General features: G+C 57.3%; 16 protein-coding genes. 3 read left to right on the plus strand and 13 right to left on the minus strand.

Going from position 1 to position 22,626, the window contains the following annotated elements:
• Positions 1 to 3: 3 nt before the first annotated feature.
• From rsmA to lptD, 4 genes are read right to left on the minus strand one after another with little or no spacing between them, the layout of a single operon-like run.
• Complete coding sequence (gene rsmA / locus SK47_RS03160; protein WP_048243496.1) at positions 4 to 825, minus strand: 16S rRNA (adenine(1518)-N(6)/adenine(1519)-N(6))-dimethyltransferase RsmA; 822 nt, start codon at positions 823 to 825, stop codon at positions 4 to 6.
• Positions 822 to 1,808 carry a 4-hydroxythreonine-4-phosphate dehydrogenase PdxA gene (gene pdxA, locus SK47_RS03165; protein WP_003856419.1) on the minus strand — a complete coding sequence of 329 codons (987 nt, stop codon included), beginning with the start codon at positions 1,806 to 1,808 and terminating at the stop codon, positions 822 to 824. Before pdxA ends, rsmA begins: the two co-directional genes overlap by 4 nt.
• Positions 1,808 to 3,094, minus strand: a complete 1,287-nt coding sequence (gene surA / locus SK47_RS03170; protein ID WP_003856417.1) for a peptidylprolyl isomerase SurA — start codon at positions 3,092 to 3,094, stop codon at positions 1,808 to 1,810. Before surA ends, pdxA begins: the two co-directional genes overlap by 1 nt.
• A 53-nt stretch (positions 3,095 to 3,147) precedes the next feature.
• A complete protein-coding gene (lptD, locus tag SK47_RS03175) occupies positions 3,148 to 5,499 on the minus strand; it encodes an LPS assembly protein LptD (RefSeq protein WP_017383802.1) in 2,352 nt (783 codons plus the stop codon).
• Positions 5,500 to 5,738: 239 nt separating this feature from the next.
• Here lptD and djlA point away from each other — a divergent pair, with 239 nt between their 5' ends.
• Positions 5,739 to 6,554 carry a co-chaperone DjlA gene (gene djlA / locus SK47_RS03180; protein ID WP_023315375.1) on the plus strand — a complete coding sequence of 272 codons (816 nt, stop codon included), beginning with the start codon at positions 5,739 to 5,741 and terminating at the stop codon, positions 6,552 to 6,554.
• A 30-nt stretch (positions 6,555 to 6,584) separates the two neighbouring features.
• Here djlA and rluA read toward each other — a convergent pair whose 3' ends face one another.
• The 6 genes from rluA to araB form a co-directional block, all read right to left on the minus strand.
• The gene (gene rluA / locus SK47_RS03185; protein WP_003856412.1) at positions 6,585 to 7,244 is read right to left on the minus strand and encodes a bifunctional tRNA pseudouridine(32) synthase/23S rRNA pseudouridine(746) synthase RluA; all 660 of its coding nucleotides are present in this window, start codon (positions 7,242 to 7,244) and stop codon (positions 6,585 to 6,587) included.
• Between the two features lie 12 nt (positions 7,245 to 7,256).
• On the minus strand, positions 7,257 to 10,163 hold the full coding sequence (rapA, locus tag SK47_RS03190; RefSeq protein WP_003856411.1) for an RNA polymerase-associated protein RapA: 2,907 nt from the start codon (positions 10,161 to 10,163) through the stop codon (positions 7,257 to 7,259).
• Between the two features lie 127 nt (positions 10,164 to 10,290).
• Positions 10,291 to 12,648 (minus strand): DNA polymerase II, encoded by a 2,358-nt coding sequence (polB, locus tag SK47_RS03195; protein WP_048243498.1) that lies wholly within the window; start codon positions 12,646 to 12,648, stop codon positions 10,291 to 10,293.
• Positions 12,649 to 12,804: 156 nt separating this feature from the next.
• Entirely contained in the window at positions 12,805 to 13,500 is a 696-nt protein-coding gene (gene araD / locus SK47_RS03200; protein WP_023324144.1) for an L-ribulose-5-phosphate 4-epimerase, read from the minus strand.
• Between the two features lie 86 nt (positions 13,501 to 13,586).
• Positions 13,587 to 15,089: an L-arabinose isomerase gene (gene araA, locus SK47_RS03205; RefSeq protein ID WP_003856405.1), complete on the minus strand. Its 1,503-nt coding sequence runs from the start codon at positions 15,087 to 15,089 to the stop codon at positions 13,587 to 13,589.
• A 10-nt stretch (positions 15,090 to 15,099) separates the two neighbouring features.
• Positions 15,100 to 16,809, minus strand: coding sequence for a ribulokinase (gene araB / locus SK47_RS03210; protein WP_022650387.1), 1,710 nt, complete (start codon positions 16,807 to 16,809; stop codon positions 15,100 to 15,102).
• A gap of 337 nt (positions 16,810 to 17,146) precedes the next feature.
• Between araB and araC the strand changes: the two genes are divergently transcribed.
• Together araC and SK47_RS03220 are read left to right on the plus strand one after the other, a co-directional pair.
• Positions 17,147 to 17,992 carry an arabinose operon transcriptional regulator AraC gene (araC, locus tag SK47_RS03215; protein WP_003856402.1) on the plus strand — a complete coding sequence of 282 codons (846 nt, stop codon included), beginning with the start codon at positions 17,147 to 17,149 and terminating at the stop codon, positions 17,990 to 17,992.
• Between the two features lie 118 nt (positions 17,993 to 18,110).
• Complete coding sequence (locus SK47_RS03220) at positions 18,111 to 18,878, plus strand: DedA family protein (protein WP_048243499.1); 768 nt, start codon at positions 18,111 to 18,113, stop codon at positions 18,876 to 18,878.
• A gap of 476 nt (positions 18,879 to 19,354) precedes the next feature.
• Here SK47_RS03220 and thiQ read toward each other — a convergent pair whose 3' ends face one another.
• From thiQ to thiB, 3 genes are read right to left on the minus strand one after another with little or no spacing between them, the layout of a single operon-like run.
• Positions 19,355 to 20,056 carry a thiamine ABC transporter ATP-binding protein ThiQ gene (thiQ, locus tag SK47_RS03225; RefSeq protein WP_048243500.1) on the minus strand — a complete coding sequence of 234 codons (702 nt, stop codon included), beginning with the start codon at positions 20,054 to 20,056 and terminating at the stop codon, positions 19,355 to 19,357.
• Positions 20,040 to 21,650, minus strand: a complete 1,611-nt coding sequence (gene thiP, locus SK47_RS03230; RefSeq protein WP_032661560.1) for a thiamine/thiamine pyrophosphate ABC transporter permease ThiP — start codon at positions 21,648 to 21,650, stop codon at positions 20,040 to 20,042. The genes thiQ and thiP overlap by 17 nt, the downstream gene beginning before the upstream one ends.
• A complete protein-coding gene (gene thiB, locus SK47_RS03235) occupies positions 21,626 to 22,609 on the minus strand; it encodes a thiamine ABC transporter substrate binding subunit (protein WP_003856391.1) in 984 nt (327 codons plus the stop codon). The genes thiP and thiB overlap by 25 nt, the downstream gene beginning before the upstream one ends.
• Positions 22,610 to 22,626 lie beyond the last annotated feature (17 nt).

The following is a 22,626-nucleotide window of genomic DNA, read 5'->3' on the forward strand; positions in this document are numbered from 1 at the left end:
GGCTTAGCTCTCCTTCGGCGGCGCATTGTCGCTGATGTAATTAGCCAGCTTGCAGTACTGCTCTACGGAAATATTTTCCGCACGCATTGCCGGGTCGATGCCCAACTCAGCTAATACGTCAACGGTAAACAGATTGCCAAGGCTGTTACGAATCGTTTTACGGCGCTGGTTAAAGGCTTCTGTCGTGATACGGCTCAGCACGCGCAGGTCTTTGACCGGATACGGCATCGTTTTATGTGGCACCAGGCGCACAACCGCAGAATCCACTTTTGGCGGTGGCGTGAACGCGGAAGGCGGCACTTCTAATACCGGGATCACGTTGCAGTAATATTGCGCCATCACGCTTAAACGACCATACGCTTTACTGTTCGGCCCTGCAACCAGACGGTTAACGACCTCTTTTTGCAACATGAAGTGCATGTCGGCAATGGCATCAGTATAGCTAAACAGATGGAACATCAGCGGGGTGGAGATGTTGTACGGCAGGTTACCGAACACGCGCAGCGGCTGTCCCATTTTTTTTGACAGTTCGCCAAAGTTCATGGTCATCGCATCCTGCTGATAAATCGTCAGCTTCGGCCCGAGGAACGGGTGCGTTTGCAGACGCGCGGCCAGATCGCGGTCGAGTTCGATAACGGTCAGTTCGTCGAGGCGTTCGCCTACCGGCTCGGTCAGCGCGGCAAGTCCCGGGCCGATTTCGACCATGGCCTGACCTTTCTGCGGATTAATGGCAGAAACGATACTGTCGATCACAAACTGATCGTTGAGGAAGTTTTGCCCGAAGCGTTTACGGGCTAAGTGGCCCTGATGGACTCGATTAGTCATTGAGTATTAACAATCATTTTGATGGCGAGATTAAGCGCCGTAATAAAACTGCCGACATCCGCTTTTCCCTGGCCTGCCAGATCCAGCGCAGTACCGTGGTCAACGGACGTTCGAATAAAGGGTAAACCGAGGGTGATATTCACCCCGCGGCCAAAGCCCTGGTATTTTAGCACGGGCAGACCCTGATCGTGGTACATCGCGAGTACGGCGTCGGCATTATCCAGGTATTTGGGCTGGAAAAGGGTGTCGGCAGGCAGAGGCCCGCTGAGGTTCATCCCCTTCGCCCGCATCTCCTCAAGCACCGGAATGATGGTGTCGATCTCTTCGGTGCCCATATGTCCGCCCTCACCCGCGTGCGGATTCAGGCCGCAAACCAGCACATGCGGCTGCGGAATGCCGAATTTGGTTTGCAGATCGTGATGCAAAATGCCAATGATCTCACGCAGGAGTTCAGGCGTAATGGCATCCGGAATGGCTTTGATCGGCAGGTGCGTTGTTACCAGCGCAACGCGCATTGCTTCGGTTGCCAGCATCATCACCACTTTCGGGCTGTGCGAACGCTCTTCGAAAAATTCGGTATGCCCGGTAAACGGAATGCCCGCGTCATTGATCACGCCTTTATGCACCGGACCGGTGATCAGGGCGGCAAATTCGCCCTGAAGGCAACCGTCACAGGCGCGCGCCAGCGTCTCGACAACGTAGTGGCCGTTTTCGGTGTGTAACTCGCCGGGGACAACAGGCGCACGGAGCGGAACAGAAAGCAGGGTGAGAGTACCAGACTGCTGCGGTGCGGGCTGTTGGCCTTCAACGTAAGGGAGGAGCGTTAAAGGCAGACCGAGCAAAGCTGCCCGGTCTTGTAACAGTGTTGCATCTGCACAGACAACCAACTCTACCGGCCAGCTGCGCTGGGCGAGCTGAACCACCAGGTCAGGCCCAATCCCGGCGGGTTCGCCGGGGGTGATCACAACACGATGCGGTTTCATCAGTTGCTCAACACTTTCACGTAAGCGCTGGCGCGTTGTTCCTGCATCCAGGTTGCGGCTTCTTCAGAGAACTTACGGTTAAACAGCATGCGATACGCGCGGTCTTTCTGCGCCGCGTCGGTTTTATCCACGTTGCGCGTGTCCATCAGCTGGATCAGATGCCAGCCGAAGGAAGAGTGTACCGGCGCGCTCATCTGGCCTTTATTCAGCTTCATTAACGCATCGCGGAAAGCCGGATCGTAAATATCAGCGGCCGCCCAACCCAGGTCACCGCCCTGGTTTGCAGAGCCAGGATCCTGAGAGAACTCTTTTGCTGCTTTATCGAAGGTGGTTTTACCGCTCTTGATGTCTGCGGCGATCTGTTCCAGCTTCGCACGGGCCTGATCGTCAGTCATGATCGGAGACGGCTTAAGCAGGATATGACGCGCGTGAACTTCAGTAACCGAAATGTTCTGGCTCTGGCCGCGCAGGTCGTTCACTTTCAGAATGTGGAAGCCCACACCGGAACGGATTGGACCGACGATATCGCCTTTCTTCGCGGTGCTCAGCGCCTGGGCAAACAGGGATGGCAGCTCCTGAATACGCCCCCAGCCCATCTGGCCGCCTTTCAGCGCCTGCTGGTCAGCGGAATAGGTGATCGCCAGCTTGCCGAAGTCATCGCCATTACGCGCCTGCTCAACGATAGCGCGCGCCTGGCTTTCCGCCTCTGCCGCCTGATCGGAGGTTGGGTTTTCCGGCAGTGGGATCAGGATGTGGCTCAGGTTAAGCTCTGTGCTGGCATCATTCTGATTCCCCACCTGTTTTGCCAGGGCATCCACTTCCTGCGGCAGGATGGTGACGCGGCGACGGACTTCATTATTACGCACTTCTGAAATCAGCATCTCTTTACGGATCTGATTGCGGTAGGTGGCGTAGCTGATGCCGTCATAGGCGAGGCGGCTACGCATCTGGTCCGGGGTAATGTTGTTCTGCTTTGCAATGTTGGCGATCGCCTGATCGAGCTGCTCGTCAGAGATCTTCACACCCATTTTCTGGCCCATTTGCAGGACAATCTGATCCATGATCAAACGTTCCAGGATCTGGTGGCGCAGCGTAGCGTCATCCGGAAGTTGTTGACCTGCCTGGCCCGAGTTGAGCTTTACAGATTTCATCAAACCGTCAACGTCACTTTCAAGCACGACGCCGTTGTTAACCACAGCCGCGACTTTATCGACAACCTGTGGGGCCGCGAAGCTGGTATTCGCAACCATAGCGACACCGAGTAGCAGCGTTTTCCAGTTCTTCATACTTTTTCCATTTCAATTAACCGCAAAGCGGATTACGTTGTAAATCAAGCATATTACAATGAACTACGATACGGCAGAATGTTCGAGCGCAGCATCTGCTGCGTGCCCAGACCGTAGTTAGAACTCAGGCCGCGCAACTCGATATTAAAGCCAATCACGTTATCGTATTTACCCTGACTGTTTTGCGTATCCCAACCGTTAAGTTTGCGTTCGTAACCGACACGTATTGCGTAACAGCAGGAGTTATATTGCAGACCCAGCATCTGGTCAGCAGGTTTTTGGGCATTCGTGTCATAGTAGTAGGCCCCGACGACTGACCAACGATCGGCAATCGGCCAGCTCGCGGCGGTACCCACCTGTGAAATACCGTCTTTGTATTGGTCTGTATTCGCATAGTTTGGCAGCGTCGCCTGGATATACTCCGGGCTGGCGTAACGGTACGTCAACTGCAACATGCGGTCTTCATCACGGCGGTATTCGATGGCTGCGCTGCCCGTCGCGATATTGTCCAGTCGTGTATCGTACTGAACACCACCGCGCAGACCCCAACGATCCGTCATGCGCCAGTAGGTGTCGCCCGCCCATACCAGTGAGCCCGTTTTGTTGTCTTTCTCCCAGTTAATGTCGTCATCACCGGTACGAGACTCGGTGAAATAGTAGATTTGACCAACAGAAACGTTAAAACGTTCAACGGCAGCATCATCATATACGCGCGTTGTGACGCCAGTCGTTAACTGGTTAGCAGACGCAATACGGTCAAGCCCGCCGTAGGTACGGTCACGGAACAGGCCGCTGTAGTCTGATTGCAGGAAGGAAGAGTCGTAGTTTTGAATTTTGCTCTGATCGCGATAAGGCACGTACAGATACTGCATACGCGGCTCAAGCGTCTGGGTGTATCCATCGGCGAGAAGGCCCATATCACGTTCGAAGATCAGCTTCCCGTCCATTTTGAATTGCGGAAGCGTACGGTTTACCGACTCTTCAAGATCGGTGCCATAGCGTTTGTTATACCAGTCCAGATTTTTCTGCTGGTAGTGGGTGGCCATCAGCTTAGCTTCGGTATTCAGGCTCGCCCAGTCGTTTGACCACGGCAGATTGATCGTCGGCTCGATATGCAGACGCGTTGATTCCGGCATATCCGAGTTGGTGTTGACGAAATGGACCGCCTGAGCATAAACGCGCGTGTCGAAAGGACCCACATCGTTCTGGTACCAGTTCACGTCCAGCTGCGGCTCGGCACCATAGGTACTACGCGATTGCGTATCAAATACCTGGAACTGTTTGGTCGACACCGTCGCGTCAAAGTTCTCAATGGCGTAGCCCACGCTGAATTTCTGCGTGGCGTAACCGTCGGTACTGGAGCCGTATTTAGAATCAAAGTCGTTGAAGTAATACGGATCGCTGACTTTGGTGTAGTCGATGTTGAAACGCCACACCTGATCCAATACCCCGGCGTGCTTCCAGTAGTACATCCAGCGGTGCTTATCACCTTCGCTCGGATGCTCGTCCTGGAAGACCTTATCTGATGGCAGATAATCAAATTCCATCAGACCCGCGCCCGCCTTGGTCAGATAGCGGAATTCGTTCTCCCACATGATGTTGCCGCGCTTATGGATATAGTGCGGCGTGATCGTGGCGTCCATGTTAGGCGCAATGTTCCAGTAGTACGGCAGGTAGAACTCAAAGTAGTTCGATGTGCTGTACTTGGCGTTCGGGATCAGGAAACCTGAACGACGTTTGTCACCCACGGGCAGTTGCAGGTAAGGACTATAGAAAATGGGCACCGGGCCGAGTTTAAAACGAGCGTTCCAGATCTCTGCAACCTGTTCTTCACGGTCGTGGATCACTTCACTGCCCACAACGCTCCAGGTATTTGACCCTGGCAAACAGGAGGTAAACGTGCCGTTTTCGAGAATGGTGTAGCGGTTTTCGCCGCGCTGCTTCATCAGGTCCGCGGTACCGCGCCCCTGACGACCGACCATCTGGTAATCACCTTCCCAGACGTTGGTGTCTTTGGTATTCAGATTCGACCAGGCTTTCGGACCTTTCAGGATGACCTGATTGTCGTCATAGTGCACATTACCCAGCGCATCCACCGTACGGACAGGCGCCTGAGCACCTTCCGGTTGCTTCTGGTGCAATTGCACTTCGTCAGCAAGCAGGCGACTGTTGCCCTGGTTAATATCGACATTGCCCGTAAAGGTTGCATTGTCAGGATAATTACCTTTTGCGCTGTCGGCATTAATGGTGACGGGTAAGTCATTCGTATCGCCTTTCACCAGTGGGCGATTGTAACTTGGGACGCCAAGCATACACTGCGAGGCGAGATCGGCTGCGAGCCCCTGTTGGCTATACAGGGCGGTGCCAATCATTGTGGCCAGAAGGGTGGGGATACGTTTTTTCATACGTTGTATTTTATTGTTCCGTCATCAGTGGCTACGGCTTACAAACGCTCAGAGACTATCTTACTCATCAGCGCAGTACCAGCGTTAATCCTGCCCGTTTGCGCGCCAGAGTGTTAGGCTCGCTATCGAATGACGAGTATGATAATGCAAATTATAGGCGATGTCCCTCAATTGACCGTGGCGCGACCACTGTAATGATGGCGTTGCGTCGGCCAGGAACATGACCATTCGGGGAGTATATGCAGTATTGGGGTAAAATAATCGGCGTTGCGTTCGCAATTATTATGGGTGCCGGATTCTGGGGTGTCGTTCTTGGCCTCATTATCGGCCATATGTTTGATAAAGCACGCAGCCGCAAAATGGCCTGGTTTGCCAACCAGCGCGAGCGCCAGTCACTCTTCTTCTCCACCACCTTCGAGGTGATGGGGCACTTAACCAAATCAAAAGGGCGCGTAACGGAAGCCGATATTCAGGTGGCCAGCGTCTTTATGGATCGCATGAATCTGCACGGCGAATCCCGTATCGCGGCGCAGAATGCGTTCCGGATTGGTAAATCAGATAACTACCCGCTGCGTGAAAAAATGCGGCAGTTCCGTAGCATCTGTTTCGGGCGTTTTGATTTAATTCGGATGTTTCTGGAAATTCAAATCCAGGCCGCCTTCGCGGATGGTTCTCTGCATCCGAATGAACGGGACGTTTTATATGTGATTGCCGAAGAGCTGGGCATTTCCCGCATGCAGTTCGACCAGTTCCTGCGTATGATGCAGGGCGGCGCGCAGTTTGGCGGTGGTTATCAGCAACAGCACTCCTCCGGCGGCTGGCAGCAGGCGCAGCGTGGCCCTACGCTTGAAGATGCCTGCAACGTCCTCGGCGTGAAGCCGTCTGACGATGTCACGACCATCAAACGCGCCTATCGTAAGCTGATGAGCGAGCACCATCCGGATAAGCTGGTGGCGAAAGGCCTGCCGCCAGAGATGATGGAGATGGCGAAGCAAAAAGCGCAGGAAATTCAGAAAGCCTACGAGCTGATTAAAGAGCAGAAAGGTTTTAAATAAAAAATGGCCCGACAGTGTCGGGCCATTTTTTCAGAAGTCCACCGGGGCTTTGAACGTCATGGCGTTGCCGAAAGCAGGGTGGGTAATGGTGAGCGTCTGCGCATGCAGTTGCAGGCGCGGGGCTAAGGCCAGCGCTTCTGGCGGCGCATAGAATCTGTCCCCCAGAATCGGGTGACCCATCGCAAGCATATGCACACGCAGCTGGTGGGAGCGCCCGGTAATCGGCTTTAGCAGGACGCGCGCGGTGTTATCCGGCGCGTACTCCAGCACTTCATACTCGGTTTGCGCGGCCTTGCCGGTTTCATAACACACCTTCTGCTTTGGCCGGTTCGGCCAGTCGCAAATCAGCGGTAAATCCACCAGCCCTTCCGCCTGCGCCGGATGACCCCAGACGCGCGCGACATACTGCTTCTTCGGCTCGCGCTCGCGGAACTGACGCTTCAGCTCGCGTTCTGCCGCTTTATTCAGAGCCACCACAATCACGCCGCTGGTCGCCATATCCAGACGATGGACAGACTCGGCCTGGGGATAATCACGCTGGATACGCGTCATCACGCTGTCTTTATGCTCTTCCAGACGCCCCGGCACGGATAACAAGCCGCTCGGCTTGTTAACCACCATAATGTGCTCATCCTGATACAGAATGACCAGCCACGGATCCATCGGGGGATTGTAGGGCTCCATTACCATCTTGCGCTCCGCTTACTGATGCGTCACAACGATAAGACGCAGGGCGTCGAGACGCCACCCCGCCTGATTCAGGCTTTCCAGCACCTGCTGGCGATTGCTCTCAATAGCGGCCAGCTCATCGTCACGAATGTTCGGGTTCACCGCTTTCAACGCTTCCAGGCGCGACAGCTCGGCAGAAAGCTTCTCATCGGCTTCGCTACGCGCCGCATCGATCAGTTCTCTGGCCGCTTTTTCGGCCTGGGCTTCACCCAGTTGCAGAATGGCATGCACGTCCTGCTGCACCGCATTCACCAGCTTGCTGCCGGTATGGCGGTTCACCGCGCTCAGCTGACGGTTGAAGCTTTCAAACTCCACCTGACCGGCCAGGTTCGTACCGTTTTTATCCAGCAGCAGACGCACCGGGGTTGGCGGCAGGAAGCGGTTAAGCTGAAGCTGTTTCGGCGCCTGCGCTTCCACAACGTAGATCAGCTCCACCAGCAGCGTGCCCACAGGTAAGGCTTTGTTCTTCAACAGGGAGATGGTGCTGCTGCCGGTATCGCCTGAGAGGATCAGATCCAGGCCATTGCGGATCAGCGGGTGCTCCCAGGTGATGAACTGTGCGTCTTCGCGGGACAGCGCCACATCACGCTCAAAGGTGATGGTGCAGCCGTCTTCCGGCAGGCCCGGGAAATCCGGCACCAGCATATGATCGGACGGGGTCAGCACGATCATGTTCTCGCCGCGATCGTCCTGGTTAATGCCGACGATGTCGAACAGGTTCATGGAGAAGCTAATCAGGCTGGTGTCATCGTCCTGTTCTTCAATACTTTCGGCCAGCTGCTGCGCTTTTTCACCGCCGTTGGAGTGGATCTCCAGCAGGCGATCGCGCCCCTGCTCCAGCTGGGCTTTCAGCGCGTCGTGCTTCTCTCGACAGGATTTGATCAGCTCATCAAAGCCCTCGGTGTTTTCCGGCGCCGCAAGGTAACCGATCAGGTCTGCATGCACCTGATCGTAAATGGTGCGGCCGGTCGGGCAGGTATGTTCAAACGCATCCAGGCCTTCGTGGTACCAGCGAACCAGAACGGACTGGGCGGTTTTCTCCAGATACGGAACGTGGATCTGGATATCGTGCGCCTGACCGATACGATCCAGACGGCCGATACGCTGCTCAAGCAGATCTGGGTTAAACGGCAGATCGAACATCACCAGATTGCTGGCGAACTGGAAGTTACGGCCTTCAGAACCGATTTCGGAGCACAGCAGAACCTGCGCGCCGCTGTCCTCTTCACTAAACCACGCCGCAGCGCGGTCGCGCTCGATAATAGACATGCCTTCATGGAACACGGCGGCGCGAATACCTTCGCGCTCGCGCAGCACTTGTTCAAGTTGCAGGGCGGTGGCTGCCTTGGCGCAGATCACCAGCACCTTCCGGGAACGGTGCGCGGTCAGATAACCCATCAACCACTCCACGCGCGGATCGAAGTTCCACCAGGTGCCAGTGTCGCCTTCAAATTCCTGATAAATCTGCTCCGGATAGAGCATGTCGCGCGCGCGATCTTCCGCAGATTTACGGGTGCCCATAATGCCGGAGACTTTGATCGCCGTCTGGTACTGGGTCGGCAGCGGCAATTTGATGGTGTGCAGTTCGCGTTTCGGGAAGCCTTTTACACCGTTACGGGTGTTACGGAACAGCACGCGGCTGGTGCCGTGGCGGTCCATCAGCATGTCGATCAGCTCTTTACGCGCAGATCCCGCATTATCGCTGTCGCTGTTCGCGGCCTGAAGCAGCGGCTCAATATCCTGCTCGCCGATAAGATCGCTGAGGGTGTTAAGTTCATCATTAGAGAGACGATTACCGGCCAGCAGCAGCGCGACGGCGTCCGCCACCGGACGATAGTTTTTCTGCTCTTCAACAAACTGCTCAAAATCGTGGAAACGGTTCGGATCGAGCAGGCGCAGACGGGCGAAGTGGCTCTCAAGACCCAGCTGCTCCGGGGTGGCGGTCAGAAGCAGAACGCCTGGTACGCGCTCGGCAAGCTGCTCGATAGCCATGTATTCGCGGCTTGGCGCGTCCTCGCTCCAGACGAGGTGGTGTGCTTCGTCGACGACCATCAGATCCCATTCAGCGTCGCACAGATGCTCCAGGCGTTGCTTGCTGCGGCGCACGAAGTCCAGGGAACAAATGACCAACTGTTCGGTTTCAAACGGGTTGTCCGCGTCGTGCTGGGCTTCGGCATAGCGCTCGTCGTCGAACAGGGAGAAGCGCAGGTTAAAGCGGCGCAGCATCTCGACCAGCCACTGGTGTTGCAGCGTTTCCGGCACCACAATCAGCACGCGCTCGGCAGCGCCAGAGAGCAGCTGCTGGTGCAGGATCATGCCTGCTTCGATGGTTTTACCCAGGCCCACTTCGTCAGCCAGCAGCACGCGAGGCGCATGGCGACGGCCCACGTCATGGGCGATATTCAGCTGATGGGGAATAAGGCTGGTACGCTGACCGCGCAGGCCGCTCCACGGCATGCGGTACTGTTCACTCTGGAACTTACGCGCGCGGTAGCGCAGAGAGAAGCGATCCATTCGGTCGATTTGCCCGGCAAACAGACGGTCCTGCGGCTTGCTGAAAACCAGTTTGCTGTCGAGCAGCACTTCACGCAGGATAACATTCGTCTCGTCGGTATCAAGACGCGTACCGATGTAGGCGAGCAGTCCATTCTCTTCTTTTACGTCTTCAACCTTCAGCTGCCAGCCTTCGTGGCTGGTCACGGTGTCGCCCGGATTGAACATTACGCGGGTAACAGGGGAGTCATTGCGAGCGTACAGGCGGTTTTCACCGGTAGCAGGGAAAAGGAGGGTAACCATGCGCGCATCGACGGCAACGACGGTTCCTAATCCAAGTTCGCTTTCTGTATCGCTGATCCAGCGTTGACCAAGTGTAAAAGGCATAGTTGTTCGGCTCTAATCTTTAATTGCAGGCAATAGTTCGACCCCGTCAAAAAAGACGGTCATCGAAAAATGGGTCCGGGAATGGAAAGGGCGCTATGGTACTGGATGGCAACGGTTTCGTCACGCGTCAAAATAGCCCAAGTTGTCCTGTCACTAGTGTAGCAAAGTCGTCATTGATGAACGGTAAAATTCCCTCCGCAACCGGCTGAAGCTGGCGGGTCAGGTAGTGATCGTAATCAAGCGGAGACTGCTGGTAATCAACGGGTTCCGGGCCGTTAGTGGTCCAGACGTATTTGATCGTTCCCCGGTTCTGATACTGCGGCGCACGGCCCCGGCGAACGTTCTCTTCATCCGCCAGCCGCGCGGCGCGTACGTGGGGAGGAACGTTACGTTGATATTCGGCCAGCGGGCGGCGCAGGCGCTTGCGATACACCAGTTGGTCATCCAGTTCACCCGCCATCAGGCTGGCGATGGTGTCGCGCACATAATCCTGATAAGGCTCATTACGGAACACCCGCAGGTAGAGCGTCTGCTGGAACTGCTGTGCCAGCGGCGTCCAGTCGGTGCGCACTGTCTCCAGCCCTTTAAACACCATCCGCTGCGTGTCACCTTCCTGAATCAGCCCGGCGTAGCGCTTCTTGCTGCCCTGGTCGGTTCCGCGAATGGTCGGCATTAAAAAGCGGGCAAAATGGGTTTCAAACTCCAGCTCTAACGCGCTGGTTAACCGCTCTTTTTGCAAACTTTCGCGCCACCAGTCGTTCACAAAGGCGACCAGATCTTTGCCGATTTGTGCGGCGTCGTCTTCCGAATGGGCGGCTTTCAGCCAGACAAAGGTGGAGTCTGTATCGCCATAAATCACATCATAGCCCCGGGATTCAATCAGCGCTTTGGTCTGGCGCATAATCTCGTGCCCGCGCATGGTGATGGACGACGCCAGACGGGGATCAAAGAAGCGGCAGGCACTGGTACCCAGCACGCCGTAAAAGGCGTTCATAATGATTTTCAGCGCCTGTGAGAGCGGCTTGTTGCCGTGGCGCTTGGCCTCATCGCGGCCGTGCCAGATGTTTCCCACAATTTCGGGCAGGCAGTGTTTTTCCCGCGAGAAGCGTGCTCCAAGAAAACCTTCGGTGCTGTGCGCATCGTCTGGCTGCGCCATCCCCTCCACCAGCCCCACCGGATCAATCAGAAACGTGCGGATAATGGACGGATACAGGCTTTTATAATCCAGCACCAGCACCGAGTCATACAGCCCGGGCCGTGAATCCATCACGTAACCGCCGGGGCTGGCCTGCGGCGGCACGTCGCCGAGGTTAGGGGCGACATAGCCCGCCCGGTGCATCCGCGGGAAATAGAGGTGGCTGAAGGCCGCTACCGAGCCGCCGTGCCTGTCGACCGCAAGGCCGTTCACCGTCGCCCGCTCCAGCAGGAAGGGCATGATCTCGGTTTTGTGGAAGATCTGCGTCACCAGCTCGCAATCTTTCAGGTTATAGGTGGCGAGCGCGGGTTTGTCTTCATTAAAACGCCGGTCGATCTCGTCCATTCGGTCCCAGGGATTGTCGATGGATTTACCTTCGCCGAGCAGTTCCTGGGCGACCGCTTCCAGCGAGAAGGAAGAGAAGTTCCAGAAGGCGGATTTCAGCGCCTCGATGCCGTCTATAATCAGGCGACCGTTAGCCTGCGCGAAGAAAACACCGTTCTTAAAACCATGCTCACGCCACTCCAGCTCGCTGTTTCCGCGCCCCAGCATCAGCGGGATACGGTAACGCTCGGCATGTTTTTGCAGCACGCGCAGGTCAAACTGCACTACGTTCCAGCCGATCAGAACATCCGGATCGTGCTCGGCAAACCACTGGTTAAGCTTCTCCAGCAGTTGCGGGCGGCTGTTGACGTACTCCAGATTAAAATCCAGCGCGGACGCATCGCCGTTTGGCGGCCCGAGCATATAGACAACCCGCTGCCCACAGCCTTCCAGACCAATGCAGTACAGTTCGCCGTGGCGGGTGGTTTCGATATCCAGCGAGACCCATTTGAGCGGGGGGCGATAATTCGGGCTAGGCTTGAGGCGCGCATTAACGATCCTGCCATTTTGCGCGGTGCCATCTACCCAGACGGGGGCGGTGATAAACCGCTCCATCAGAAAGCGTTCAGGCGGGCGAATGTCGGCCTCGTATAGCGTCACGCCCGCTTCACGGAGCAGTTTTTCATAGCGCATTAACTGGCGATGGGCGCGGCAATAGAGGCCGTAAACCGGCTGGCGGTGGAAATCTTTCATTTCAAGCGGGGTTATGCGCCAGCCGTTTTCTCCGCGCAGCAGCTGTTTCACTTTTTCGACGTGAGCTTCAGGAATAAAGGCCACGGACTCCTGCGGCGGGAGCGTAACGTTTAGCGGGCCGTTGTCCGTTGCCAGCCAGAATTCAACCTCAGTACCCTGAGGGGTATCCCGCCAGTGTCTGGTCAGTAAAAAGCCTTCTTGCGCCTGCGTCACGGCGTTATCCCATAAAACAAAACCAGGCCTGATTATAGCCTGGTTGAGGGGTGTTTGCTGGGATTTTATACAGTGCCTGTTCAGTCGGATGGCGCTGCGCTTATCCGGCCTACAGGTTCCGCAGTCACGGTAAGCGCAGCGACACCGGGCAAAGGTTTACTGCCCGTAGTAGGCTTTCGCACCGTGCTTACGCAGGTAATGCTTATCCAGCAGGGTTTGCTGCATATCCGGCAGCTGCGGTGCCAGCTGGCGGCAGAAGATCCCCATATAGGCGACTTCCTCCAGCACGATCGCGTTGTGCACCGCGTCCTCCGCGTTTTTACCCCAGGCAAACGGGCCGTGGGAGTGCACCAGCACGCCGGGCATTTGCGCCGCGTCGATTCCCTGTTTTTCGAAGGTTTCGACGATCACGTTCCCGGTTTCCCATTCGTACTCACCGTTGATCTCCGCATCGGTCATCAGACGCGTGCAGGGAATGGTGCCGTAAAAGTAGTCCGCGTGGGTGGTGCCGGTCGCCGGAATAGGCTGGCCCGCCTGCGCCCAGATGGTCGCGTGACGCGAATGGGTATGCACAATCCCACCGATGGTCGGGAAGGCCTGATACAGCAGGCGGTGAGTCGGCGTATCGGAGGAGGGCTTTTTTTTGCCTTCAACCACTTCACCCGTTTCGATGCTGACCACCACCATGTCTTCTGCGGTCATTACCGTGTAATCCACGCCGGAAGGCTTGATCACGAACACCCCTTTTTCCCGGTCAACGGCGCTGACGTTGCCCCAGGTCAGGGTCACCAGGTTATGTTTTGGCAGCGCCAGGTTGGCTTCGAGTACCTGACGTTTGAGATCTTCTAACATTGTCGTCTCCTGCCGGATGGCGCTTCGCTTATCCGGCCTACAGAACCGTAGGCCCGGTAAACGAAGTGCCACCGGGCATTCAGGGCTTAGCGTTTTGAACCGTAATAGACTTCGTTCCAGCGCAGCGCGTCTTTAAAGGCTGGCAGACGGGTATCGTTATCAATCACGGTCAGTTCGATGTCGTGCAGCTCGGCAAACTGACGCATATCGTTCAGGTCAAGCGCGTGGCTGAATACGGTGTGGTGCGCGCCGCCGGCCAGGATCCAGGCTTCCGACGCGGTTGGCAGGTCAGGCTGCGCTTTCCACAAGGCGTTGGCGACCGGCAGTTTCGGCAGAGAATGCGGAGTTTCCACCGCATCGACGCAGTTCACCAGCAGGCGGAAACGGTCGCCGAGGTCGATCAGGCTGGCGTTAATGGCCGGGCCGGTACGGGTGTTGAAGATCAGACGGGCCGGATCCGCTTTGCCGCCAATGCCGAGGTACTGCACGTCGAGGATCGGTTTCTCTTCAACCGCGATGGATGGACACACTTCCAGCATGTGCGAGCCGAGCACCAGATCGTTGCCGTTCTCGAAGTGGTAGGTGTAGTCCTCCATAAAAGAGGTGCCGCCCTGTAGACCGGTTGACATCACCTTCATGATGCGAAGCAGAGCGGCAGTTTTCCAGTCGCCTTCGCCCGCAAAGCCGTAGCCCTGCTGCATCAGACGTTGTACCGCCAGACCCGGGAGCTGTTTCAGGCCGTGGAGATCTTCAAAGGTGGTGGTAAAAGCGTGGAAGCCGCCCTGTTCCAGGAAGCGCTTCATGCCCAGCTCAATGCGCGCCGCGTCCAGCACATTCTGGCGCTTGTCGCCGTTGATTTGTGCCGCAGGCGTCAGACGGTAGCTGCTTTCGTACTCGTCCACCAGCGCGTTAACGTCGCCATCGCTGATGTCATTCACCACCTGCACCAGGTCGCCCACCGCCCAGGTGTTGACGGAGAAGCCAAATTTAATCTGCGCGGCCACTTTATCACCGTCGGTGACCGCCACTTCGCGCATGTTGTCGCCGAAACGCACCACCTTCAGGTGACGGGTATCCTGCTTAGATACCGCCTGACGCATCCAGGAGCCAATGCGTTTTTGTGCCTGGCCATCCTGCCAGTGGCCGGTCACCACGGCATGCTGTTGACGCATGCGCGCGCCGATGAAGCCGAACTCGCGGCCGCCGTGCGCGGTCTGGTTCAGGTTCATGAAGTCCATGTCGATGCTGTCCCACGGCAGGGAGGCGTTGAACTGCGTGTGGAATTGCAACAGCGGTTTGTTGAGGATAGCCAGGCCGTTGATCCACATTTTGGCTGGCGAGAAGGTGTGCAGCCACACCACCAGGCCAGCGCATTTGTCATCGTAATTGGCATCGCGGCAAATGTTGGTGATTTCGTCCGGGGTAGTCCCCAGCGGCTTCAGCACCAGTTTGCACGGCAGTTTGGCTTCCGCGTTCAGCGCATTCACAACGTGCTCCGCGTGTTTCGTCACCTGCTGCAACGCTTCCGGTCCGTACAAATGCTGGCTGCCAATCACAAACCACACTTCATAATTATTAAAAATGGTCATTATCGTGTCCTTAATGTGTCAGGGTTGCCGTAGTGTCCGCGGTGCTTTTGGCCGGGGCGGCGACAGGGAGATAGTGAAGTTCGGCGCTTTTTGCCCATTGCTGGTAGCGCTGATAAAGCTGTTCAAAGCGTTGTGCCTGCTGAGTCTGCGGATGGAGCGTATTTTCGACGGCGCTCGCCATATGCTGTTGCGCGGTCGGGATATCCGCATGGACGCCTGCGGCCACGGCAGCGAAAATCGCGGCACCCAGCGCACAGCACTGATCGGAGGCCACAATTTGCAGCGGCCGGTTCAGCACGTCGCAGCAGGCCTGCATAATCACCGGATTTTTACGGGCGATCCCGCCCAGCGCCATCACGTTGTTCACGTCAATGCCCTGGTCGATGAAGCACTCCATGATGGCGCGCGCGCCGAACGCGGTGGCGGCGATCAGGCCGCCAAACAGCGCGGGCGCGTCGGTCGCGAGGTTGAGATCGGTAATCACTCCTTTCAGACGCTGGTTGGCAAACGGCGTACGACGGCCGTTGAACCAGTCCAGCACCACCGGTAGGTGGTCGAGAGACGGATTTTTTGCCCAGGCGTCGGTGAGCTGCGGCAGGAGCTGTTTTTTGCTCGCCGTAATCTGCGTTTTCAGTTCAGGATGCGCGGCAGCCAGCTGATCCAGCGGCCAGCCGAGCACGCGGCCAAACCAGGCATAGATATCACCGAAGGCGGACTGGCCCGCTTCAAGGCCGATAAAATCAGGCACCACGCTGCCGTCAACCTGGCCGCAGATGCCTTTCACCGCGCGGTCGCCGACGCTGGCTTTATCTGCCGTCAGAATGTCACAGGTGGAGGTGCCGATAACTTTCACCAGCGTGTTGGGCTGCGCACCCGCGCCCACGGCCCCCATATGGCAGTCGAACGCGCCGCCGGAAATGGTCACGTTTTGCGGCAGACCGAGGCGTTTCGCCCACTCTTCGCAGAGCGTGCCGACCGGAATATCGGCGGTGAAGGTGTCGGTGAACAGCGGGTATGTCAGGTTTTTGTTGATGATCGGGTCGAGTTCATCGAAGAACGCTGCCGGAGGCAGACCACCCCAGCTTTCATGCCACAGCGATTTATGCCCGGCGCTGCAACGGCCGCGGCGAATATCCTGCGGACGCGTGGTGCCGGAGAGCAGGGCGGGAACCCAGTCGCACAGCTCAATCCATGACGCCGCTGCCTGTGCGACCGACGCGTCCGCGCGGGTAACGTGCAGGATCTTGGCCCAGAACCACTCGCTGGAGTAAATCCCGCCGATGTAGCGGGAGTAGTCAGTTTTGCCCGGCTGATGGCATAAGCGGGTGATGGCTTCCGCCTCTTCCACTGCGGTATGGTCTTTCCACAGCACAAACATGGCGTTCGGGTTGTCGGCAAACTCCGGTCGCAGCGCCAGTACGCGGCCTTCGGCATCGACAGGGGCAGGCGTTGAGCCGGTGCTGTCGACGCCAATCCCCACGACATCGGCCCGCTGGGCGTCGGTCAACTCCGCCAGAACGGTTTTGATCGCCGCTTCCATCGACTCGATGTAGTCCCGCGGGTGGTGACGGAACTGGTTGTTTGGCGCATCGCAGTAGCGCCCCTCTTGCCAGCGCGGATACCACTCAACGCTGGTTGCTATCTCCTGGCCAGTCGTACAGTCCACTGCCAGCGCGCGAACTGAGTCGCTGCCAAAATCGAGGCCAATTGCAATTGCCATGGTGTTGCTCCATCCAAAAAACAGGTATGGAAGAACATTAGAGACTAGGGACAAAAATCGTCAGGCAGGATCCGCTAATCTTATGGACTAAATTGCTGTAGCCACGCAAAGTGTGACGCCGTGCAAATATTCTATGTGGACATTTCTGCCGCACTTATAGACACTTTTGTTACTGCTTATCCGCCCGTGCTGGCGGAGAAATCAGGGGGAAAGGCTGAAACATGGCGGACGTAAAAGAGGCGTGATGCTTTTTGGATCTTTTCGCGGGCCATTTTTATACTGCTTTTATCGATATGGACAATTGGTTTCCTTCAGGACCCTTGGGAGAACTGAATCTATGGCCGAACCGCAAAACGATCCCTTACTGCCGGGCTACTCATTTAACGCCCATCTGGTGGCGGGACTGACGCCAATTGAGGCCGAGGGATATCTCGATTTTTACGTCGATCGCCCTCTTGGCATGAAGGGATATATCCTGAACCTGACCGTACGCGGAGAAGGCGTCGTCAAAAATGGGGATCAACAGTTTATCTGCCGCCCCGGTGATATGCTGCTGTTCCCGCCGGGGGAGATCCATCACTACGGTCGCCACCCGGATGCCAAAGAGTGGTATCACCAGTGGGTCTATTTCCGTCCGCGCGCCTACTGGCAGGAGTGGCTCTCGTGGCCGGCCATTTTCGCCCATACCGGTTTATATCGCCCGGATGAGGCGCATCTGGCGCAGTTCCGTGAGCTGTTCGCACAGATTATTGAGGCAGGGCAGGCGGGCGGGCGCTACGCCGAACTGCTGGCCATCAACCTGCTTGAACAGGTGCTGCTGCGCCGCATGGAGGCCATCAACGAGTCGCTTAATCCGCCGCTGGACAACCGCGTCCGCGACGCCTGCCAGTACATCAGCGACCACCTTGCCGACAGCCAGTTTGATATTGCCAGCGTCGCCCAGCATGTGTGCCTGTCGCCGTCACGGCTGTCGCATCTGTTCCGCCAGCAGCTTGGCGTGAGCGTACTCAGCTGGCGCGAGGATCAGCGCATCAGCCAGGCGAAACTGCTGCTCAGCACCACCCGAATGCCTATCGCCACCGTCGGGCGTAACGTCGGCTTTGAAGATCAGCTCTATTTCTCTCGCGTGTTTAAGAAGTGCACCGGTGCCAGCCCGAGCGAATTCCGTGCGGGATGTGAATAATCGGTAAACATTCAGGTGAACTTCAGGCGCATCTTGTAAACTATTCAGACAATTGATGCCTTGACGCGGTGCAGGGCGCTAAGCAGAATCGCTGATTCGTTTTCTGACCGGAATAGTTATGCAGGCATTGCTGGAACATTTTATTACCCAGTCCGTTATGTATTCGCTCATCGCCGTGGCGCTGGTGGCGTTTCTGGAGTCGCTGGCGCTGGTCGGGCTGATCCTGCCCGGCACCGTGATGATGGCGGGGCTTGGGGCGCTTATCGGCAGCGGCGAGGTCAATTTCTGGCAGGCGTGGATGGCCGGTATTATCGGCTGTTTGCTGGGGGACTGGATCTCCTTCTGGCTGGGCTGGCGCTTTAAGAAGCCGCTGCACCGCTGGTCGTTCATGAAAAAAAACAAAGCGCTGCTGGATAAAACCGAGCATGCGCTGCACCAGCACAGCATGTTCACCATCCTCGTGGGGCGCTTCGTTGGCCCAACGCGTCCGCTGGTGCCGATGGTGGCCGGGATGCTGGATCTGCCCGTCGCGAAGTTTGTGGTGCCGAATATCATCGGCTGCGTCTTCTGGCCGCCGTTCTACTTCCTGCCGGGTATCCTGGCGGGCGCGGCGATTGATATTCCTGACGGTATGCAAAGCGGTGAGTTTAAATGGCTGCTGCTGGGCACGGCGGTGCTGCTGTGGCTGGCGGTCTGGCTCTGCTGGCGCCTGTGGCGCAGCGCGAAAGCCAGTGTTGATCGTCTGACGCGCTATCTTCCGCGCACTCGCCTGCTCTGGCTGGCCCCGCTGACGCTCGGCGTGGCAGTGGTCGCGCTGGTCGCGCTGATTCGTCACCCGCTGATGCCGGTGTACGGTGAGATCCTGTTAAACGTGGTGAGCCGTTAAGGTGTTTTCCCTCTCCCTGTGGGCTGAGGGTTCCCCACAAAATAATGCCTGCACAGACGGCCCCCTCTCCCTTGAGGGAGAGGGCTGGGGTGAGGGGGAACATACGGCTCTGGTGGTCATTCCGTTCACTATATGTTCCTTGCTACTCTGTCACGACATGGCCGGTGAACGTGCCAGGGTGGCTCAGTCGCCACCACCCTGGCGACCCGGGCTCCCGGCGGAAAATCGCCGCTTCGCGGTACCTTCGGCTTATTCCTTCAGGCTATCGGGTCGGGCAGGAGCCTGCATCCATGCAGGCCACGCCCTCTCGGCGCATCCCTGCGCCTCGCCCCGGCCTACAGGAAACGCCTCAGCGATTTACAGCCGGACCAGGGCATCGCTGAAAGCCCTCAGTTATTCTGAGGCAACGTTATCGCTTTTGCTTTCAAATTACTGGGGATCCCTCTCCCCTGTGGGAGAGGGCAAGGGTGAGGGCATCAGACCTCACGAATACCTAAAAGTGAAGATGCCCCCGCCTTACCACTCAGAAGTTCTTCTGTTTCCCCATCCCACAAAATACGTCCCTCCGCGATCACCACCGATCGCGGCGCGATGCGTGCGGCATCTTCGATGCTATGCGAAACCATCAGCATCGTCAGTTGTTCGCGCTCGCAAACCTCCTCAACCAGCGAGAGCATTTCCTGACGCAGAGCGGGGTCGAGCGCCGAAAAGGGTTCATCGAGCAGCAGCAGCGGCTGCTTGCGCACCAGGCAGCGCGCCAGCGCCACGCGCTGGCGCTGGCCGCCGGAAAGCTCACCCGGTAGTCTGTTGATAAACGCAGCCAGGCCCATTTGTTCGGCGATCGCCTCCAGCGTCTGACGCTGCGCAACATTGAGCTTCAACCCCGGATCCATACCCAGCGCGATGTTCTGCCACACCGTAAGATGATTGAACAGATTGTTTTCCTGGAACAGCATCGACACCGGGCGCTTAGCCGGCGGAGCGTAGGTATACTCGCCATTATCAATGACGATCGACCCGCTGGCAGGCTGTAAAAAACCGGCAATCAGATTGAGCAGGGTACTTTTTCCGGCCCCGCTGGGGCCAAGCACTGCGATTCGCTCTCCCTGACGAACGGAGAGGGTAAAACGCATTGGCAGGTGCTCATAAAGCCAGGTTATATCAGTCAGTTTTAACATCACGCCCCGGAAGTTTTTCGATAACGGTAAATAACGCAAAGCACAGCAGCAACAGGAGCAGCGCCGTGACGGCGCCGTCCTGGCTACGATAGGAGCCAATTTGCTGATAAAGCCAGAACGGCAGCGTGCGGAAATCCTCGTTGCCGAAGAGGGCCACAACGCCAAAATCGCCAATCGACAGCACGCAGGCAAACGCCAGCGCCTGGGCCAGCGGACGCTTTAGCGCGCGCAGTTCGACCACCTTCAGACGCTGCCAGCCCTGCATGCCCAGCGACTGACACAGCAAACTGTAGCGGCTATTGACGTCGCGCATCGGGTTTTCCAGCACCTTGAGCGCGTAAGGGATGGCCATCAATGCGTTGGTAAAAATGACGATGCCGTCGGCGCTTTCCGGCAGGCCGATGGTGCTGTTGAACAGTAAAAAGAATCCGGTCGCCAGCACAATGCCCGGCATCGCCAGGATCAGCATACCCGTCAGTTCCAGCGCGTGTCCGGCTTTACGGGCATGACGCGCGTACAGTTCGCGGCTGCTCCAGAGCAGCATCATGGTCAGGATCACGCACAGTAGCCCGGCAGCCAGCGCGATGCGCAATGAGGTCCACGTTGCTTGCCACAGGACAGGCTGTTGCAGTACCGACAACACATTGCGATTCAGGCCATCAACGATAACGGCCAGCAGCGGGGGCAGCAGAAGCAGGAGTGCCAATGCGATTAGCATAAAATCCGCGACGCGGCTGTGCAGGCTGTCCTGCGGATCGCGCCAGCCTGTCAGGTTATTGCTACCTGTGGGGATCGCTTTACTTAGCCGCTGGCTGAGTAACACCAGCGCCAGGCAGCAGACCATCTGCACGATCGCCAGCAGCGCGGCGCGGCCCGGATCGTAGTCGTAACTTAAGGCCTGATAGATCGCCAGCTCAATGGTGGTGGCCTGCGGCCCGCCGCCGAGAGAAAGTACGGTCGCGAAGCTGGCGAAGCAGAGCATAAAGATTAGCGCGGCAACCGGAGCAATCTGGCGTCGCAGCCACGGCCATTCGACAAAGCGGAAGAACGACCAGCCGCGCATGCCAAGCTGGGCGGCAATCTGACGCTGCTCACCGGGAATGTTTTCCAGCGCCTGTAAAAAGAGGCGCGTCGCCATCGGCATATTGAAAAAAATATGCGCCAGCAGAATGCCTTTCAGGCCGTAAGGGGAGAAGGTCCATTCCAGACCAAGCAGGTTGAAGAGGGATGCCAGCCAGCCCTGCCGACCGTAGACGCTCAGAATGCCGAACACCGCCACCAGCACGGGCAGGATCAGCGTCATCGCGCACAGCCGCAGCAGGGCAAGCCTGCCGGGGAAACGTCTGCGATAGAGGGCGCGTGCAAGGAAAATGGCCGGGATCGCCGACAGCAGCGCGGAGAGAAACGCCTGCCAGAAGGAGAAGCGGATGACGTGCCAGAGATAGCTGTCGTGCCAGAGGGCGAGCAGATCGCTCTCTGGCGCGTTAAACCACAGCGCAAGGAATGCACCCAGGCTGACGACGACCATCAGTACGGCGGCGAGCAGCCCGGGAACTAACCAGCCGGGGATCAGCGGCTGACGGCGCGTTGCCATTCACTAATCCATGCGGCGCGCTGGGCGGCAACCTGCTGCGGCGTAAATTCCAGTGAGGTTTGCGGCTTGTTTAGCTGCTCAAAGCCTGCCGGCAGCGCAACGTCAGTGACCGGGTACATCCAGTTGCCGGTCGGAATAGCGTTCTGAAATGCCGGGGAGATCATAAATTTCAGGAATTTTTCGGCAAGCTCCGGCTGTTTGCTCGCGGCGGTGCGGGCGGCCACTTCCACCTGCAAATAATGCCCTTCAGCAAAGTTCGCGGCGGCGTAGTTGTCTTTCTTCTCGGCGATAATGTGGTAGGCCGGAGAGGTAGTGTAGCTCAGCACCAGGTCGCTTTCGCCTTTCAGGAACAGGCCATAGGCTTCGCTCCAGCCTTTGGTGACGGTAACGGTTTTCGCGGCCAGCTTCTGCCACGCTTCCGGCGTTTTATCCCCGTAAACTTTTTGCATCCACAGCAGCAGCCCCAGACCCGGCGTGCTGGTACGCGGATCTTCGTAAATCACGCGCCATTTCTGGTCACTTTCGACCAGCTCTTTCAGGCTTTTGGGCGGATTCTTCAGCTTGTTTTTATCGTAGACAAACGCAAAGTAACCGTAATCAAAGGGAACGAAGGTGTCGTTTTTCCAGCCGCCCGGTACGTTAACGGCATCTGCCGCCACGCCGCTTTTGGCGAACAGTCTGGTTTGGGTGGCGGCTTCCAGCAGGTTGTTATCCAGCCCGAGCACCACGTCGGCTTTGCTGTTTTTGCCTTCCATGCGCAGCCGGTTAAGCAGCGAGACGCCATCTTCCAGCGCCACGAATTTCAGCTCGCAGTTGCAGTCCGCTTCAAAGGCTTTTTTTACCACCGGGCCAGGGCCCCAGTCGGCGGAGAAGGAGTCGTAGGTGTAGACCGTCAGAACAGGCTTAGCAAAAACAGGCAGCGCAAACAGCGCCAGCAGAGGAAGAACGTTTTTTAACACTTTGCACCTCAGGGTTG

Source organism: Enterobacter sp. BWH52, from assembly GCF_001037565.1.
Classification (GTDB): Bacteria; Pseudomonadota; Gammaproteobacteria; order Enterobacterales; family Enterobacteriaceae; genus Enterobacter; species Enterobacter hormaechei_C.

Coding starts and splice junctions, on each gene's coding strand:
- rsmA (WP_048243496.1), bottom strand. CDS start 825: ATGACTAATCGAGTCCATCAGGGCCACTTAGCCCGTAAACGCTTCGGG.
- pdxA (WP_003856419.1), bottom strand. CDS start 1,808: ATGAAACCGCATCGTGTTGTGATCACCCCCGGCGAACCCGCCGGGATT.
- surA (WP_003856417.1), bottom strand. CDS start 3,094: ATGAAGAACTGGAAAACGCTGCTACTCGGTGTCGCTATGGTTGCGAAT.
- lptD (WP_017383802.1), bottom strand. CDS start 5,499: ATGAAAAAACGTATCCCCACCCTTCTGGCCACAATGATTGGCACCGCC.
- djlA (WP_023315375.1), top strand. CDS start 5,739: ATGCAGTATTGGGGTAAAATAATCGGCGTTGCGTTCGCAATTATTATG.
- rluA (WP_003856412.1), bottom strand. CDS start 7,244: ATGGTAATGGAGCCCTACAATCCCCCGATGGATCCGTGGCTGGTCATT.
- rapA (WP_003856411.1), bottom strand. CDS start 10,163: ATGCCTTTTACACTTGGTCAACGCTGGATCAGCGATACAGAAAGCGAA.
- araD (WP_023324144.1), bottom strand. CDS start 13,500: ATGTTAGAAGATCTCAAACGTCAGGTACTCGAAGCCAACCTGGCGCTG.
- araA (WP_003856405.1), bottom strand. CDS start 15,089: ATGACCATTTTTAATAATTATGAAGTGTGGTTTGTGATTGGCAGCCAG.
- araB (WP_022650387.1), bottom strand. CDS start 16,809: ATGGCAATTGCAATTGGCCTCGATTTTGGCAGCGACTCAGTTCGCGCG.
- araC (WP_003856402.1), top strand. CDS start 17,147: ATGGCCGAACCGCAAAACGATCCCTTACTGCCGGGCTACTCATTTAAC.
- SK47_RS03220 (WP_048243499.1), top strand. CDS start 18,111: ATGCAGGCATTGCTGGAACATTTTATTACCCAGTCCGTTATGTATTCG.
- thiQ (WP_048243500.1), bottom strand. CDS start 20,056: ATGTTAAAACTGACTGATATAACCTGGCTTTATGAGCACCTGCCAATG.
- thiP (WP_032661560.1), bottom strand. CDS start 21,650: ATGGCAACGCGCCGTCAGCCGCTGATCCCCGGCTGGTTAGTTCCCGGG.